Origin of the sequence: Siphonobacter sp. BAB-5385, assembly GCF_002261125.1 — a bacterium.
Taxonomy (GTDB): domain Bacteria; phylum Bacteroidota; class Bacteroidia; order Cytophagales; family Spirosomataceae; genus Siphonobacter.
This window is the reverse complement of record NZ_NMPS01000220.1, coordinates 148712-165756: the sequence shown is the minus strand read 5'-3', so window position 1 is coordinate 165756 and position 17045 is coordinate 148712. Positions and strand designations below refer to the sequence as shown.

At 48.5% G+C, this 17045-nt stretch carries 16 protein-coding genes and 1 pseudogene; 4 read left to right on the top strand and 13 right to left on the bottom strand.

The annotated features are described in order from the left end of the window. The first annotated feature begins 205 nt into the window (after positions 1 to 205). Together BWI93_RS23490 and BWI93_RS23485 are read left to right on the top strand one after the other, a co-directional pair. Entirely contained in the window at positions 206 to 2557 is a 2352-nt protein-coding gene (locus BWI93_RS23490) for a GH92 family glycosyl hydrolase (protein ID WP_094815959.1), read from the top strand. A gap of 196 nt (positions 2558 to 2753) precedes the next feature. Further along, positions 2754 to 3851 (top strand): serine hydrolase, encoded by a 1098-nt coding sequence (locus tag BWI93_RS23485; RefSeq protein ID WP_217902326.1) that lies wholly within the window; start codon positions 2754 to 2756, stop codon positions 3849 to 3851. Positions 3852 to 4074: 223 nt separating this feature from the next. Here the strand turns inward: BWI93_RS23485 and BWI93_RS23480 are convergent, their stop codons facing one another. The 3 genes from BWI93_RS23480 to BWI93_RS23470 all read right to left on the bottom strand — a co-directional run bounded on the left by BWI93_RS23480 (position 4075) and on the right by BWI93_RS23470 (position 8038). Continuing rightward, on the bottom strand, positions 4075 to 6351 hold the full coding sequence (locus BWI93_RS23480) for a response regulator (RefSeq protein ID WP_094815957.1): 2277 nt from the start codon (positions 6349 to 6351) through the stop codon (positions 4075 to 4077). 210 nt (positions 6352 to 6561) lie between these two features. Beyond that, positions 6562 to 7173 (bottom strand): peroxiredoxin, encoded by a 612-nt coding sequence (locus tag BWI93_RS23475; protein ID WP_094815955.1) that lies wholly within the window; start codon positions 7171 to 7173, stop codon positions 6562 to 6564. A 505-nt stretch (positions 7174 to 7678) separates the two neighbouring features. Then, positions 7679 to 8038 carry a T9SS type A sorting domain-containing protein gene (locus BWI93_RS23470; protein ID WP_094815953.1) on the bottom strand — a complete coding sequence of 120 codons (360 nt, stop codon included), beginning with the start codon at positions 8036 to 8038 and terminating at the stop codon, positions 7679 to 7681. Between the two features lie 341 nt (positions 8039 to 8379). On the opposite strand from BWI93_RS23470, the gene BWI93_RS23465 reads away from it, so the two are divergent. Then, the gene (locus tag BWI93_RS23465) at positions 8380 to 8733 is read left to right on the top strand and encodes a helix-turn-helix domain-containing protein (protein ID WP_094815951.1); all 354 of its coding nucleotides are present in this window, start codon (positions 8380 to 8382) and stop codon (positions 8731 to 8733) included. A gap of 240 nt (positions 8734 to 8973) precedes the next feature. Here the strand turns inward: BWI93_RS23465 and BWI93_RS29820 are convergent, their stop codons facing one another. From BWI93_RS29820 to BWI93_RS23430, 7 genes and pseudogenes are all read right to left on the bottom strand, one after another. Beyond that, the gene (locus BWI93_RS29820; protein ID WP_369679213.1) at positions 8974 to 9540 is read right to left on the bottom strand and encodes an LLM class flavin-dependent oxidoreductase; all 567 of its coding nucleotides are present in this window, start codon (positions 9538 to 9540) and stop codon (positions 8974 to 8976) included. Between the two features lie 104 nt (positions 9541 to 9644). Beyond that, a pseudogene (locus tag BWI93_RS29815) lies at positions 9645 to 10013 on the bottom strand (MsnO8 family LLM class oxidoreductase); the annotation flags it as partial. Between the two features lie 1132 nt (positions 10014 to 11145). Further along, positions 11146 to 11478, bottom strand: coding sequence for a hypothetical protein (locus tag BWI93_RS23450; RefSeq protein ID WP_141217577.1), 333 nt, complete (start codon positions 11476 to 11478; stop codon positions 11146 to 11148). A gap of 177 nt (positions 11479 to 11655) precedes the next feature. Further along, positions 11656 to 11865, bottom strand: a complete 210-nt coding sequence (locus tag BWI93_RS23445; RefSeq protein ID WP_094815945.1) for a hypothetical protein — start codon at positions 11863 to 11865, stop codon at positions 11656 to 11658. Positions 11866 to 12156: 291 nt separating this feature from the next. Then, complete coding sequence (locus BWI93_RS23440; protein WP_094815943.1) at positions 12157 to 12621, bottom strand: MarR family winged helix-turn-helix transcriptional regulator; 465 nt, start codon at positions 12619 to 12621, stop codon at positions 12157 to 12159. Further along, positions 12605 to 13051, bottom strand: a complete 447-nt coding sequence (locus BWI93_RS23435; protein WP_094815941.1) for an EVE domain-containing protein — start codon at positions 13049 to 13051, stop codon at positions 12605 to 12607. The genes BWI93_RS23440 and BWI93_RS23435 overlap by 17 nt, the downstream gene beginning before the upstream one ends. Positions 13052 to 13061: 10 nt before the next feature. Next, positions 13062 to 13424, bottom strand: coding sequence for a VOC family protein (locus BWI93_RS23430; protein ID WP_094815939.1), 363 nt, complete (start codon positions 13422 to 13424; stop codon positions 13062 to 13064). 372 nt (positions 13425 to 13796) lie between these two features. On the opposite strand from BWI93_RS23430, the gene BWI93_RS23425 reads away from it, so the two are divergent. Then, positions 13797 to 14420 carry an alpha-ketoglutarate-dependent dioxygenase AlkB gene (locus BWI93_RS23425; RefSeq protein ID WP_094815937.1) on the top strand — a complete coding sequence of 208 codons (624 nt, stop codon included), beginning with the start codon at positions 13797 to 13799 and terminating at the stop codon, positions 14418 to 14420. A 94-nt stretch (positions 14421 to 14514) separates the two neighbouring features. Here BWI93_RS23425 and BWI93_RS29165 read toward each other — a convergent pair whose 3' ends face one another. Genes BWI93_RS29165 through BWI93_RS29155 form a run of 3 tightly spaced genes read right to left on the bottom strand, consistent with a single transcriptional unit; the run spans position 14515 to position 16879 of the window. Next, entirely contained in the window at positions 14515 to 14676 is a 162-nt protein-coding gene (locus tag BWI93_RS29165) for a hypothetical protein (protein ID WP_255158033.1), read from the bottom strand. Next, positions 14673 to 15536, bottom strand: coding sequence for an ABC transporter permease (locus BWI93_RS29160; protein WP_255158032.1), 864 nt, complete (start codon positions 15534 to 15536; stop codon positions 14673 to 14675). The genes BWI93_RS29165 and BWI93_RS29160 overlap by 4 nt, the downstream gene beginning before the upstream one ends. Continuing rightward, a complete protein-coding gene (locus BWI93_RS29155; protein ID WP_255158031.1) occupies positions 15518 to 16879 on the bottom strand; it encodes an ABC transporter permease in 1362 nt (453 codons plus the stop codon). Before BWI93_RS29155 ends, BWI93_RS29160 begins: the two co-directional genes overlap by 19 nt. Positions 16880 to 17045 lie beyond the last annotated feature (166 nt).

Sequence of the window (17045 nt, the reverse complement as noted above, 5' to 3'; positions counted from 1 at the left end):
TTCGCATTTACGTATATCAATAGACGAATCGTAAGCATTTCTTTGCAATTTCGGCCTTTGGTGTAAGTCTGCCCTCCGATCGGCAACCTACGTTAACCCAATCGAAAAGCATACGAAGGCGAATAAGCTCGTCCGGTTGAATCTCGCTCTCGTAACGTATACGACCTCAAAAGGGCGATTGCCCGCTTATTTTATTAAATCACGAATGAATTACGCGAAGCTTTTAAGTAGCATGGTGCTGGCTGTCCTGCTAACCTCCTGTGCAGCCAGGCGTCCAGACGTTCTCCGCTACGTGGACCCCAACATCGGTACCGCCCACAGCCGGTGGTTCTTCTATACTCCCGCGGCCGTACCTCACGGAATGGCCAAGCTGGCTCCATCCACCAACGGGCACTACGGCAACAAGCAGGGCTGGGAAGCCGTGGGGTACGACACCCGGCATCAATCCATTGAAGGCTTTGTGCATTTTCACGAATGGCAGGTCGGTGGCGTAAGCGTGATGCCCGCCACGGGAGCCCTTAAAGTGAAACCGGGCGATCTGGATAACCCCGACAGTGGCTACCGCTCCCGTTTTGACCGAAAAAATCAACTGGCTGAACCCGGTTATTACAAAGTTTTGCTGGACGATTACCGGATTACGGCGGAACTGACGGCTACGACGCATGTCGGTTTTCACCGCTACACGTTCCCTAAACATGATCAGTCAAGGATTATACTCGACATTGGAAATGTACAGGGCGAAAGTGGCGAAGTAAGGAAGGCCGAAGTACGCATGACCGACGCGACCCACTTTGAAGGATTCGTTACTACCTATCCCAAGTACGTAAATACTTACGATCCAAAGGGCCTGGTTTCCATGTACATCTGGGGTGAAGTGAGCAAAGCCCCACGGTCAGTAGGAGCCTTTACGGATGCGGGCATTCAGGCTCAAAGTAACGCGGCTCAGGGCAAAGGAGCCGGGCTTTTCCTGGAATACACGACCAGCGATAACGAGGCTATTGAATTGAAAATAGGCTTATCCTACACCTCCATTGCCAACGCCAGGGCAAACCTGGACGCTGAGGCATCAGGACTTTCGTTTGAAAAAGCCCGGCAACAGGCTAAGAACACCTGGCAAAAGGAGTTGGGCAAGCTGACCGTCGAGGGTGATCAGGTGAGCAAGGTTAAATTCTACACCGGCTTATTCCATGCCTTACTCGGACGGGGCGTAGCCAACGACGTAAACGGCTCCTTTCCCCGGCACGATGGCTCCATCGGTCAGTTGCCCCGCGACACAAACGGGAAATTCAGTCATAACTTTTACAACACCGACGCCATCTGGGGTGCCTACTGGAATCTGACGCAGCTCTGGGCTCTTTCATACCCGGAGCGGTACAGCGATTTTGTCCATACCCAGCTGGAAATTTATAAGGAACGGGGTTGGTTTGGCGACGGCATCGCCAATAGCAATTTCGTGTCGGGTGTAGGGACCAATTTCGTCGGTCTGGCCATTGCGGCGGCTTATCAGGCGGGCATCCGGGATTATGATACCGATCTGGCCTTTCGAGCCATTCAGGCGAACGAATTGAGTGGTCGCAACCGGCCCGTTGGCTCGGGCAAGCTGGATGTGGAAGCATTTGTGAAGCAAGGCTTCGTTCCCTATCTCGACGCCGACAAAACCGATTCGACCGGCTCTCACTTTTCGGCCTCCCATACGCTGGAGTATAGTTTCAGTACGTTTGCAGCGGCCCAACTGGCCAGGGCCATGGGTAAGCAGCCGGAGTACGAGCAGTTGATCCGGCTCTCCAACGGCTGGAAGCTTCTGTATGAACCGAAGCAAAAACTGGTTCGTCCCAAGCGAGCGGATGGTAGCTTCATTGACAAGTTTGACCCTTCCGAACCTTGGCGGGGCTTTCAGGAAGGAAATGCGATTCAGTACACGTTTTACGTTCCACAAAATCCGAAAGCTCTCATTGAGGCGATTGGTAAAGACGAATTCAATACCCGGCTCGACGACATTTTTACCACGGCTCAGAAAAATGGTTTTGGGGGTGGTAAGGAAATCGATGCCTTTGCGGGCATCAAGTCACTGTACAACCACGGTAATCAGCCCAATTTACACGTGAGCTGGCTCTTCAATTTTTCCGGAAAGCCCTGGCTCACCCAGAAATGGACCCGTGCCATCTGCGATGAATTTTATGGTACGGAGCCTATTCATGGCTACGGATACGGTCAGGACGAAGATCAGGGCCAATTGGGTTCGTGGTACGTCATGGCCTCCCTGGGTCTGTTCGACGTGAAAGGTTTTACGGACCTGAAACCCATCATTGAATTAGGAAGCCCCGCTTTTGACCGGGCTACGATTCGGCTGGGCAATGGCAAACAACTCCGCATCGAGGCTAAAAACAATTCCGCAACGAATGTATACGTACAGTCGGCGACGTTTAACGGTAAAGACCTGCCCCATTGCTGGCTCTATCGCGACGAGCTGATGCGGGGAGGTAAGCTAACCTTTGTGATGGCAAGTCAGCCTAACACCACCTGGGGTACGCAGACACCGCCACCCTCGGCTCAGTAAGTAGCGATTCAGCGACCAGGCTACATACAGTAAGCTTTAAACCGATCTGCTATTAATAGTCTGGTTCGCAGATTATTACTGTAGAAAAGATCCGAGCAAAATTAAAAAGACGGAATAACTAAAAATTTAGTTATTCCGTCTTTTTCTTTGTATCCTTGCTACCACTAAGCTTTTACACCTTCTGACTCTTTACCTTATGAAAAAGCTGTTACTGCTGATGGGTACGCTTCTGTACCTGAGTGTGCCGAGTCTTGGCCAAACGAAACCTGCCCAACTGGACAGTCTGTTTACCGAATTGTACCGTCAGGGATCATTTAATGGGAATGTTCTGGTTGCCGAAAACGGCGTTCCGATTTTTGAAAAATCCTACGGCAAAGCGGATGAGCAATCGGGTCGGCCGTTGCATGCGGAATCCGTTTTTGAACTGGCCTCTTTATCCAAAGCGTTTACGGCCATGGGCATTGTACTCCTCCAACAACAGGGCAAGCTTCGCTACGATGACCCGATCGCAAAATACCTGCCCGAACTGTCTGGTTATGAAAAGATTACTATTCGACACCTCCTGCATCATACCAGTGGCCTGCCCGATTATACGGATTATTTTATTGAACACTGGGACAAAAGCAAGTTTGCAACCAATCCCGACCTGATCAATGCCTTTGGCCACGTTCGTCCGCCCGTTCTTTTTCAGCCCAACGAGCGATTCAGCTACAGCAATACCAATTACGCTTTTCTGGGAACCATCCTAGAACGGGTATCACATCAATCCTACGCTGATTTTCTGGCCCAGTCTATTTTTAAACCCCTGGGCATGAAGCGATCTCTGGTATACCAAAGCCGGTATAAACCCCAGAAGGTTGAAAACTATGCTCTCGGTCACCTGGTTGATAGTACCGGTCATAAAGTGCAACCGGATGCGTACGGCAAAACGTTCTTCACGTATTTTCTGGATGGAATTACGGGGGATCGTACGGTGAATTCCAGCGTTCGGGACTTACTGCTCTGGGACCAAGCCCTGTACTCGGATCGATTGATTAATGATCAAGAAAAAGATGAGGTTTTCAGCGGCGTTACATTGTTGAATGGTCAGACAACAGATTATGGCTTCGGATGGATGCTCAAACAGGATCCGAACTACGGAAAGCTCGTCAGTCATTCAGGTAGTTGGGCGGGCTATATTCACTACATCGATCGGCATATCGATTCGAAAAAAACCATCATCATCCTGCAAAACATGGATAATTTCAACAACCGGGTGGCGATGGACCGCGTACGAAAAATTCTGTATCCCTGAGACCTGATTGTACAGAGAAGCCCGCCGAACGCAAACCTGTGTCGCATTCGGCGGGCTTCTTTTCGTCTCCTCAGGATGGGCTATCCCGCTCCCTTTTGCTTCCCTGCGTATCTGGAAATAAACGCTTCGAATCAGCTTAAGGGAATTATCCTTTATTGACAGAGTAAGCCTGACTTTCCGTCTCAAAAAACTACTGAGGATAGTGCCCGTGCCTTTCCAGACCTTACTCGATCGTAGTGACTACTTTGGGGTGCCATTTTTCAAGCTTACTGATCAATTCTTCCAGTTTAACCGGTTTGGCCAGGTAATCATCCATACCCGCCTCCAGACACGTTTGTTCGACCCCACTCATGACGTTAGCCGTCAACGCAATGACGATGGGCTGATGCGACAGGGTCTGGCGAATGAGTAGCGTAGCTTCCAGGCCATCCATTACGGGCATTTGCATGTCCATCAATATCAGATCATATTTTTTCTGGCTGGCGGCTTCAACCGCCTGCTGACCATCATCGACCAGATCAGGCTCGTACCCTAGTTTCACCAGAATAGTTTTGATAACCCGCTGATTAATCGCATTGTCCTCCGCCACCATCAGAGTCAGGGGGTATTGTTCGCTAACCTGGGTACTCAGTTTACCCGGAACCGCGGGTTGCTTCGGAACCGACGCCTGCCAGTGTAGTGCGTCCAGCAGGTGCTTAATCAGTTCGTGTTGCCGGATGGGTTTGCTAAGCGTCGAGACAAACAACTGCCGTTGTCTGTGATCCAGCTCTTTCCCGATGGAACTCAGCAAAATGATCGGCAGATGAGGCATTTGCCTTTTGATTTGCTCCGCCAGCATCACTCCGTCCATCACTGGCATTTGCATATCGGTAATGACCAGATCAATGCCTGGATGAGCCGCCAGTACCTCCAGGGCCATCTCACCCGAAGAAGCCAGCATTGGATGGAATTTCCAGATCTCAAACTGCCGCTTCAGAATGGTCAGATTGGTAGTGTTGTCATCGACCAATAATACCTGCTTGCCTTCCTGCCCTTCCATCTGGTGCTGGGCCTGAGGCATCAGCGACCTGGTACTGTTCTGGCACTGCATAGTAAACGAAAACGTCGAGCCACAACCCGGCTGACTATCAACCCTGATTTTGCCGCCCATTAAATCAACCAGTCGGGCAGAAATGGCTAGTCCCAGACCCGAACCGCCGTACTTGCGGGTCGTCGTCGAATCTACCTGTGAAAAGGACTTGAACAAACGCCCTATCTTATGGCTGGGAATACCAATCCCCGTATCCCGCACCGAAAAGTGAAGCTGGATGACGGAAGGATCTTCCGTGACTCCGAGTGATACGGACAGGCAAACCTCCCCTTTTTCGGTAAACTTGATGCCGTTTCCTACCAGATTGACCAGAATTTGCTTCAGCCGCAACGAATCTCCGACAATCTGTACGGGTACATCTTCTTCGATCTGATAGATCAAATCGAGTTGGGCCTCCATGGCCTTGGTAGCGAAAATATCCAGCACATCTTCAATGCACTGGCGAAGGATGAAATCCTCCTGCTCGAGTTCTAAACTACCGGATTCAATCTTGGAAAAATCAAGAATGTCATTAATCACATTGATCAGGGAATCGCCGCATTTAACGATGGTTTCCGTGTAGTCGCGTTGCTCGGACGTCAAATGCGTTTCCTGAAGCAGAGCGGCCATGCCAATCACGCCATTCATGGGCGTGCGAATTTCATGGCTCATCGTGGCTAAAAACACACTTTTCGCCTGATTTGCTTTTTCTGCTTCCGCCCGGGCTTTCTCCAGGGCCAGATTAGCAGCTACCAGCCGACTGTTGATTTCTTTTTGAATCAGTTCATTCCGTTGTCGCTCTCTGGAAAGGGTGGCTTCTTTCTCCAGATCGGCCATTTTCTGGGCCTGAATCCGTTGCAATTCGCTGTATTTTTTCATCATGTACGCCCACAGACCACCAATGAAAAAGATAACGGCCGCCAGAAAGATGTGAATGACAAACGTTAGCAGGTCAAAGTAATCCAGCCGGGTAAAGTACAATTGGGAATAGCCGGTATTCTGCAAATAACCAAAAATGGCATGATGGACCAGCACCACAATCATTATGGGTATCTGTAATTGCCATTTCTGATAGGTAATCAAAATAGCACTGCCAATGAAGGCGTAAAAATGCATCTCAAAGAGGCCGTGCATCTGGTAGATGTACTGGGCCATGAAAATACCCAGCACTGCACTCAGTACATACTGATAAAGGTCCGAGTTGGGCAATGCCCGTTTGGTCGAGTAGTACGCCAGTAGCGAAAGTCCTCCAACGCCCAGGGCGATCAGCCAGGTGTCGTAGAAAGTAGCCAGTACCAGTCCTATTAAAAAGTAGCCGATCAGGAAGTAATTCATCAGGCGGTCCGATCGCTCTTTGACGGAGGAGATAAAGGCCGGTTCTGTACCTGATGATAAAGGCGTTTTGGCGGTTTGAATAGATTCAGGAAGCATTGATTATCAAGAGCTAAAATAAAAGGCGGGGCACTGGGTACGCGTAATCAGTATAAGGGATTCATTCGAAGGAAGAGGGAATGAACATTTTCAGGAGCCTGGAGCCAGCAGGATCGGCATGCGGCTGGGCTAATCAGGAATTCAGCTCTCTCGGGCTGGGTAGTAATGTTTTTCAGTGTTTTCAACGCAAACTTTCGGACCCAGAACCAATCACTGGGGCATCTGGCAAACGGGCAGAACACAGCCGTACGCTTTCAACGCCAGAGCATCAAAGTCTCCTGCCACCCGATGGTTCACTAGTTTCGCAAGGGCCATTTTGGCGTAACTGGTTTGTTCATCCGTGCAGTAGCGACTGCGATTATAATTACCCCGGTAAAACAATTGCTGCTCAGACGTCAGTAAAACCGCTTGCGGCGTTGAATAGACCCCGCACTGTTCAGCCACTGATTTTTCAAACAGAACAGGCAAGGTAAGGCCGATCCGTTCCTGGATCGCGGCTATCGAATAGTTTTTACTGCTCATCACGACAACCACAAAATTAACCTGCGATTGATAGGCTTTGACCAACGATCGGAAATGCGTCAGGTTAAATCGGGAACAGGGGCAATCCGGGTTATAAAAGTGAAGAAGCGTAGGCTTGTGCTCCGGGGTAAGTCCCTGTATTGAAAGCACCGATCCTACCGGAACCGGTTTATAGTTTTGGGGAATGGGAGTGGGAATCAGATATACCCAGGAGTTATACCAAAACAGAATTCCTATCGCTGAGAATAACACCAATAGCCAAACTCCAATCATCCATTTTCTTAGCGTGTAGGTATTCATTTAGTTTTGGTTCTTAACAAAACACAATATTAATTATATTTCTATGAATAATGAATTTCTTCGGGAAAACACTGCTAACTCGTTTGAAATGGCTGTTTAATCGGAAATTCTGGTTCAAATTTCGTTTTTGAATGCAAGGGTTCGATGGACCTAAGTACCCGCTGTGGATGGAAGTTCCGTAATCATACCGCCTCCTATGCTTTCGTACAAGCCGGATTTTGCGGGTACCATAGACGTAGAGACAATCAAAGAGCGAATGCCACAAAGCCATTCAATCCCGCTCGTAATCTTCAGGCATCGGAGTCTCTGTACAACTCTGCAGTGAACGAAAAGTTTGCACCGCGTACCCCCGCGTTTATTCAACGAAGTACCAGAGCAGAAGTTAAAAGGATAAGCTAACAGAAAAAACAGGCCTACTTAACAACCTATTCCCTGCTTACAGGCAGCCTTGTTGCTTCTGCAGCGTTGAACTTAGCCCATGCATGAATACCACGCAATAGCCTGATTAGTGACCAATAATGACCTTATAGCTCCTGGCAAACCCACTGTGCTCGATAACCGTGAGTAGATAGGTGCCTTTAGTCACTTTGCGAACGTTTATACCCCTGGCTGGGCAATCAGACGACCGGAAGAACACTACGCCACGCAGGTCCTGTAGTACGACTTCCCGCACCAGAGTTGCCTCTACGTTTTTCAAATAAAGCGTCTCTGCTACAGGATTGGGATAGACAATTGCCGTTCCCCGGGCCATCTCCACGCTTTGAGCACGCGTATACGTAAAAGTGTCATCCTTGTCCATCATTTTCAGTCGGTAATAATTAATGCCGCGTAACGGATACTCGTCCACAAAGCGGTAGTTAATCAATGACTGGCTTTCGCCACGAGCTTTCTGCGTGCCTAATACATTCCAATGTTCTCCGTCCTGATTCCGCTATACCTCAAAATGACTGGTGTTTTTTCGGAAGCCGTTTGCCAGACAACCAGCACCGAAGAATCTTTTCCGACGCCTGCAAAGCGTTGCAAACGTACCGGAAGTGCTCGCTGACATTCAACTGCGAATGCCCGCCCATGTGCGACCAACAGTACCGGATCGTATGATTCCCATTTCCTTACGGATGGAGATGAATTGTTTTGCAAAACCAGACCCTTATACTTTCCTTTGTATAGCACTTTCCTTTAAGAAAGCAACATATTTACAAGCAGTACATGGAAACTAAAAAGGGCTATTGCAATTGTCTGGAAACCATCAAACCCGTTCGGGATACGCTGGATGTAATTAATGGCAAGTGGAAACTGCCCATCATTATTTCGATTACCGTTGGTAATGAGCGGTTTACCGATATTCAGAATAGTATTCCGGGCATCACGCCCAAGGTGTTGGCCAAGGAATTGAAGGAGTTGGAAGAGCACAAACTCATCAAGCGAATCATTATTGAGGGGTATCCCGTGAAGATTTCCTACCAGGCCGACGCCTATGCTGATACGCTAACGCCCATTATTTACGCGTTGAAAGACTGGGGGCTTAATCATCGAAAGAAGATCATGCAGGTAGAGGTTTGAAGAACAGTAGCCCGGCTTTTTAGTGGGTAAGGCTCGTGCTAGCGGGGTTGGGGCAGTTCCGGTTAAGATCCATCACTACCTGGGCAGGCACCCGTATCATTCACACGATGGGTTGAAGAAAGAAAAACGGGCGTAGATTTCTTACGCCCGTTTCAATGGTTCTTGTCAGGACTAATCAGATCAAACTACCCTGATTTTGAAGACTTCCCCGCTTGATTATCAACATCCCGTACTCCTGATTTACGAGACCAATGCATTACTTGCTACCGTTTTGCTGGCATTGATCTCCTGCATTACCTCTGCAAACAACCGAATCGACTTTATCCGGTCTTCAAAATCATAGGTAGTGGATACGGCAATCAATTCATTAACCTGCGTTTCGGTTAGAAATGCCTCAATTTGCCTTTTTACGGTTGCCTTACTACCCACAAACGAATATTTCAGCATTTGATTCAGGGTAGGATGTTTCAGAATTTGCCGGAATTCGTCCGTCATTTCAGTCGGGGGCTGCAATGCATCTTTTGCCCCCGTCAATACCCCCAGAAACATGCGGATAAGAGTCGTGTATAGTTTTTCTGCTTCCTCATCGGTATCAGCAATCAGTACGTTGACGCCGGCTATTGTGTACGGCTCACGCAGAAACGGAGAAGGCTGGAATTCCCGGCGGTAGATAGCCAGGGCGTTCAATAAATGCGTAGAAGCAAAATGGCTGGCAAACGCATAAGGCAGTCCTTTTTTGGCGGCCAGGTGAGCACTATCGGTACTCGAACCCAGGATATACAGCGGAACTTCGGTGCCCTCGGCGATGGGAGCTCGTACTTTTGATCCCTGGTTTTCACTGGAAAAGTACGTTTGATCTTACTTACTTCCTGCGGAAAGGACTGGGCCGCTTCCATGAAATCAGATCGAATGGCATGAGCCGTCTGACCATCCGTCCCCGGGGCTCTTCCCAGACCCAGGTCAATGCGGTTGGGATACAACTGAGCCAGGGTACCAAACTGTTCGGCGACAATCAGGGGTGAATGATTAGGAAGCATGATCCCTCCCGACCCGACCCGAAGCGTACGGGTGTTTTCGGCTACGTAGCCGATGAGGATGGAAGGAGCATTACTGCCAATATGCTCTGCATTATGGTGTTCAGCAAACCAGTATCGGGTAAAGTTTAAGGCCTCCGCTTCCTGAGCCAGAGCCAGGGAGTTGTTCAGCGTCTCTTTGATGGTAGTCCCTTCCGGAGCCAGAGCGAGTTCTAAAAGCGAGTAAGCTATATTCTGATGATTCATCATGACTTTGTATTAATGGCGTGCATACTGCCCGGATGGAACTTCTCTGATGTAAGAAATTAATTCCTGGCAGTAACGATTCCGTAAATGTAACCAGACCTGCTTTCTTTTGTATAGTACTTTCCTAAAGGAAAGCAGAATCTGATTCAGGAAAGCGATCTTCTTTGAAAGGTAGTGCCCGTTAGCCTGACTTTTTTTCGGACTACGCTCTCTATACATCCCTGATAAACAAAAACGGCTGCTGATCGTTTCCTATCCCGTCGAAAACCCTTTTTCAAAACCGCCGGCCAGCATTTTGCCTGGATGAACTACGTACGGGTTCAGGTCTTTTATTCCTTTTCAAATCTCCATTAAATGGCTGTTGATCAACATAATGAACACCGTCTTAAAATCTTGAATAATAGCAACCCGTGTCTATACCTGGAGGCTTTAAAATGACATAGGCAGTATTTATGTAAGAATCGTTTCCGTATGGACCACGACGGAAGCCCCACTAAACGGTGGATCAGTACGCATGAAGTTTGCCTGCCTGAGCTTTGGTTGAGGGGTACTGAACCCAACTGGAGTCTATCCCCACTGGAAAGCATCGAGGAACCGAGGATTATTGCCCAGAATAGCCAAAGTCTGAGCAAAGCCCTCCCACGTAACGGCCTGCATTACTGCCTGCATTTCAGAACTATGGATGCAAGAAGCGAATTCAATCCGTAAATCATACAAGCCGTTGAAGACAAACTTTGACCGAACGGCTTTCTTCAAAGCCTGTAAAAAGGTCTTTGGCTAATCAATCCAGAAACGAGAAGGAAAGCTATGGAGAAATACTATCGCTGACGGAAGCTGCATCAGCACCTGAGCTAAAGCCTATCTACTAAAAACCTACTGTGAAGCCAGGATTAAGCTTCGGTTATGAATGGACCTGCCGGCATTACTTGATTATAAAATTTCTTTTTTGGGTGGGAATGGCGACACTTTTTGCTAATGCTCCCAGCTATATTTATCTACCTTTTTAAAGCCGCCAACACTTCCTTATTGCTTATTACGATTAGTTGATTCGTAGCCAACCTCGCTCCCACTGCTCCGCCAGGCAGTGGGAGTTTATTTAAATCCAGACTTAAATTGCCTGGAAAGCCTTTGCTCAGTCCGTTTCTGCTGCGGGATGAACCCCATCAATATGAAAGTACAAACGGATGCGATCTCCACTAAAAACCCGTTTTACGACGGCCAGTTCCTGATCGGCCAAAAGCTGATCGGCTATTTCGTACTGCTGTAATTCGTCTTCCTCAGTAGCATCCACCCAGAAATCCGGAGGATCAACAAACGTTGTTACCTTAAAGTCGAGGTGATCGCCTACCTGAGGCACCAGTTCATGGGGTAAGTCCAGCTCTAAACCAGCAAAGGCACTCAGCACTTCGTACCATTCTTCAGGAAAGTGGTCGTCCACCATAAATTCGACCGTAATTTTCATCATACTCGGTATAATAGGAAAGTAGTACTTAGAATAAGTGTTTTATTTCGTCAATTGATGAGGAGTTTGGCCCCCTCTTTTTATTAGATGTATAACTACTCCTATGGTTAAACTATCTATCCGTGCCTTTTTATACTTACCAGGTACAGCAGCACCGTGTTGACTCGATGTAGGCACGTGCTACTCTTCATTCCCTGCTGGTTTCAGTACGCAAAGAATAAAAGGAATAATTCCGCAGAAATACCTGATTCCGATTCGTTCCCGTATCCCTTCATGTACGAAGCGAATTTGAGTGAGCCAGGCCTGTAAATCATCCAGCAACGATGGACCGACAGCAATGGTATAGGCATGGATCATGATGGTGGTGCCGTATAGCGTAGCGGTGATCAACCGTATAAAGCACTGATCCTGTGTTAATGTTGTATTAATTTTTTAGCCAGGTTAGGATTGTTTTGCCTGCTTTGGACAAACGGGGAAGGGAAGCTGAGTTAACCAGAGTACTTATTTTTTAGCCAAGGGGATTAAAAGACTCCCTGGGATCTTTGCCGTTTATTCAGGGGAGATTAACGGACAACCGACAATACAGTGTCTATCTACAAAAAACTAGTGGTGAGGGGCTTGCGTCTAACCAAACCATTGCGTAAACTTTTCAGGTTCAACTGAGCCCGTCACCGCTTGAGTTTACGCTTTTTTCGCATTTTCTTTGATCAGTGCTGCCATGGTTGCATTGAACGTTTGTACATCGGTTCCTATCTGATTGAAGAACTCCAAATCGGCCGTTTCTACGCTGACAATGGCTTTTTGCAGTACCCGTTCTCCCTCCGGAGTCAATTTGATTGTCTTCGCCCGGGTATCGGTCGGATGTTCCTGACGGGTAATGAACTGCTTCTCTTCCAGCGTCCGCAGTACTTTCGATACCATCATCCGATCCGCATTGCTCTGCATGGCGATGTCAACCTGCGTGACCTTATCACTTTCCCTCAACAGCCAGGCCAGAGCACAGAGCAGGGCAAACTGCGTATGCGTTAGGTCCAGAGGATCCAGGACCCGCTTTTGTTTCCGCTGCCACAGTAGGGTCAGTTGCCCCAGAAGAAAACCCGGACTGTCTTCGGGGTTTTTAAAATGAAATTCAATGCGTTGGGACATCGTCTTCGGTTAACATGCGTGAAGCGATCCATTCGAAATCATGCCGATCAATTTCGAAAAAACCAAAACGGAATGGATAGCCCCAGCTTTTCTTATTCTGGATAAAATTCAATCCCGAAAGTAAGGGCAAAATGGAAACATCCCTACCCGGCAAAAATTCAATGGTACGTCTGGAGGGGCAAAAGTCCTCGGATACCCGGACCTGATACACTTCGTCATCCACAACCTTACCGATGGCAGTAAATTCCTGGCACGCTTCGGGTCTTCCCATCGTCTGCTTTCCCGAATAATAAATCAGGAAATCATCCTTACGCATTCTTTTCAAAGGTGACGCCTTACCATGACAGGCCTGAGCAAAGCCCCCGGCAAGTCCGGTTTTGACATGATCCTTCGATGCTACGATGATCCAGTATTTGGGTTCTCTGTTCATACCAATCAGGCTAGTTTGCTTTCAGAAAGGTGATGTTGTATCCGTCGGGGTCGCTGACAACCAGGATTTTCCCGAAAGGCGTTACCTGAATCGGTCCCAGCAGGGGCACATTCCTGGCTATTAACTGAGCCTGGAGGTCTTCAATTGCTTCATCGATGGCGAACCAGAGGGAAGTACCGATACCCAGCTCTTTTCCTTCCAGATTACTCAGGGGCGTTCGGATGGCAAAGCTGGCCTCGCCCTGGTTATAGCGAAATACACAAGCCTGAGGGTTAGGAATTCCAGCTTCTTCAAACCCTAGTTGGGTGATGTAAAACGTTTTGGAGATTTCCAGATCCCTTACCTGAAGGGAAGCAAATGCTAATTTTCTCATTGCATTGTTTTTGTTGTCACAAATATAGTATATTCGACAACAATATGGCAATTTTTCTGATTTTCCTTCATTGGCATCGAAACTGGCCTGTTTGCCTGTTGATCTGGCGTACTCCATTTAATCAGCCATCTTTTCCGATTTTCTGGAACGAAGTCCCGAAACCACTTTACCGATCAATAGCGTATGGACTTGCCATAGGCAGACCGTACCCCTGTCCAGTGCCGAGGCACAGCTAGTGGTGGGGGGTGCAACTTCATCAGTAGGCTATGGGAACAGTTCTTTATCATTCGTATCCGGGAAGCGAGAGGCTTTACGTCATACCTGCAGCTTAAAAGCAACTCTATTTTTTCAATTAGAAACCTTAGCAAGTACATGGAAACAGCAGTGCCCGGTTTATTTCTATACCCTGACTTCATTGATGAAGCCAGAGAAGCACAATTAGTGCAGGAGATTGATCATCAAACCTGGATTGTGGATTATAAAAGAAGATTGCAGTACTACGGCTATCGGAATGAACTCGATAAACCGTATGATCTGATCAAATTCCCGGTTGAAATGCCTTCGTTGATTTACCAGCTATCCAAGGAAATTGTTGAGCAACACATCCTTCTCCACCAGCCCGACCAGGTTATCATCAATGAGTATGAACCCGGCGAAGGCATTAAACCTCACAAGGACCGTAATTACTATGATAACCAGATCTGCGGGGTCAATCTGGGCAGTGGCTGTATCATGCGGTTTATCAGAGGGAAGAATCTGGAAGTGATTGATGTGGAAATCCCCCGCCGTTCGCTGTACGTGATGCAGGATGAAGCCCGGCTGAAGTGGAAGCATGCCATCCCGCCCCGGAAAAAGGATGTGGTTGATGGTCAGATACAGCATCGCGAAAGACGGGTATCTATTACCTACCGGAAAGTAAAACCGCAAAAAGTCAAGCCGATGGACCCCGAGGGTAAAGTGGCCCGCTTGTTAAAGGAGCAGTTTAATTTTGTTTAGCAATGGACTGTCTCCCAGCCCGGTACAAGGGAATTTTTAATTCGTACCCAAGCTATCCATACGAAGCAGCAGAAAAAACATACCCTTTAGGGATCTATTCACTTCTCAGCGTTTTGACCGGATTCGAAAGAGCGGCTTTGATTCCCTGACCACTGACCGTTAGCAAGGCGACGAGTACAGCGAACAGACCCGCCCCTGCAAAAAGCCAGCCCGATAGTGTGGTGCGATACGCAAAGCCTTCGAGCCATTGGCTCATAAGATACCAGGCAATGGGCGTAGCAGGATGCTGGCTCCCAGCACGACGATCAGAAGATCCTTCGAAAGCAGGGCAACAATGCCGGGAATGGATGCTCCCAGTACCTTTCGAATACCGATTTCTTTGGTTCGCTGTTCTGCCGTGAAAGCTGCCAGTCCGAAGAGGCCCAGGCAGGCAATGACGATAGCCAGTCCCGCAAACACATTAGCCAGTACGCCAACGACGCTTTCCTTTTGGTACAATCGTTCATAGTCTACTTCAGCAAACTGATAGCTGAACGGGTACTCTGCATTAAATCGCTTATACAAGGTCTGGATCTGGGCCAGGGCCGTTTGACTGGCACGGGGCCTGGTGCGGATCATAATCGTTTGCCCGGAAGCCTCTGTATTAAGCCGGATAATTAAAGGTTCTATGGTTTTATGCAAAGACCCGAAGTGGAAATCTTTGACTACCCCAATGATCTTACCCGGTTTGTTCCAGACGGATAAGTCTTTACCCAGCGGCTCCAGATAAGGTAGACGTTTGGCGGCGGCTTCGTTAATCAGATAATTGGTGGAGTCAGTAGCCAAAGCGGCGGAAAAGTCGCGTCCTTTGACCGTTAGTTTCAGGGTTTTTACCAAATCATATCCTACGGACTGAATCTGAAAGTCACTATTCTGGTCCGCCGCTTTTCCCAGCCAGTGAACGCTGTTTGTGCTATTTCCAAAATCAGACAAGCGATCGTTGACTCTGGTCACACTCTGTATCGCGGGCTGACGTAAGAGTTCCTGCTTGAAGATTTCGTAGTTGGACGCTATGGTTCCTTCGGCGGTCAGGTAGATCAGATTTCCTTTCTCATAGCCTAAATCCTTGGTCTGCATATAATCGAGCTGTCGATAGAGACCAGGGTTCCAATAATCAGAAGGATGGACAAGGTGAACTGAAAAGCTACTAAGCCCTGGCGAAACGTGAGGGCTCCTCCGGCCAACCGAAAAGCACTCTTGAGTACCCGACCCGCCTGCAGGGAAGATAAATACAGAGCCGGATAGCTCCCGGAGATCACGCCCACGAAGGCCCAGAGCCCCACCAGCATCAGCCAGAAAGAGGGGCTGGTTAGCGGTAGCTCCATCTGCTTTCCGGTTAACGCATTAAAAGCCGGCAAAACCAGGGAGGCAAGTTCAAGAGCTACAATCAGGGCGGGTAAAGCCAGCAGCAGGGCTTCGCTTAGGAACTGCCCGATCAGTTGTTTTTGCCCAGCTCCCAATACCTTCCGTACGCCTACTTCTTTCGCCCGTTTTACCGAACGGGCTGTAGCCAAGTTCATAAAATTAATACAGGCGATCAGGAGGAGAAAAAGAGCTACCACGCTGAATAACCGCACGTATGCGATTCGTCCGTCAGTCGCATAGCCACTCGACAGGTCATCGTACAGATAGGCCTCTGTTTCCGGCTGCAAGAACAATTCTATAGTAAAACCTGGCCCCATTCCGGGGTGCTTACCCTTCAAAAATGATTTAATCTTTGCTTCAAAAGCGGCAACATCCGTTCCGGGTTTGAGCTGAAGGCGGGTTTGCGGGCTACTCGTTCCCCATTCCTTCGCCCAGGAATTCTGGCTCAGGAAGTCCGACCAGCTTACCAGAAAATCATACGGGTCTTCCCCAGGGTTAGGTACGCCTTCGAATATCGCTGAGACTTGGTAATCTTTTTGATTATCAAGCCGTACCGTTTTCCCCAACGCCTGCGTACCCCCGCCAAATAAGCGTTCAGCCATCTGCCGGGAAATGGCTATACTGCCCGGATGCTGAAGTGCCGTAGCTGGATTGCCCGCTACGAGTGGAATCTCATACATCCGAAACCAGTCGGCACCGGCCGAACGGCCCATGCCCCGCATTGTTTTTTGCTCCGCCTGAATCAGGTGCGGTTCTTCCCAGGTCAATCCCGCCGCGTACGCAATCTCCGGAAACTGCTCCTGTAGCTCGGCAGGCAGTAAAGCGGGCGTTCCGGTTGAGGCACTGACCTCCCCATTCCGAAAGTGACGTTCGTAAATCCGGTATAAATGAGAGGCGTTTTTGTAGTGTTTACCAATGCTGTACTCGTCCTGTACCCAAAGGTAGATGAGCAAACTACTCGCCATCCCCAAAGCCAGGCCGATCACATTAATGACCGAAAAAACTTTGTTACGGCTTAAGATGCGTCTTGCGGTTTTGAGATGGCTGATTAGCATGGAGCTTGTTTTCCGGAACTCTTTGGAGAATACGCTTACTTGCCTGCACGGAAGGATTTCACCACAGCGACTACACTTCCCTGTCGTATTCTAAAGTATAGTTAAAACTATGCCTTTCCCTTTTCAGAAAACATAAAGACCTGATAATCATCCAGTAAACAATCAT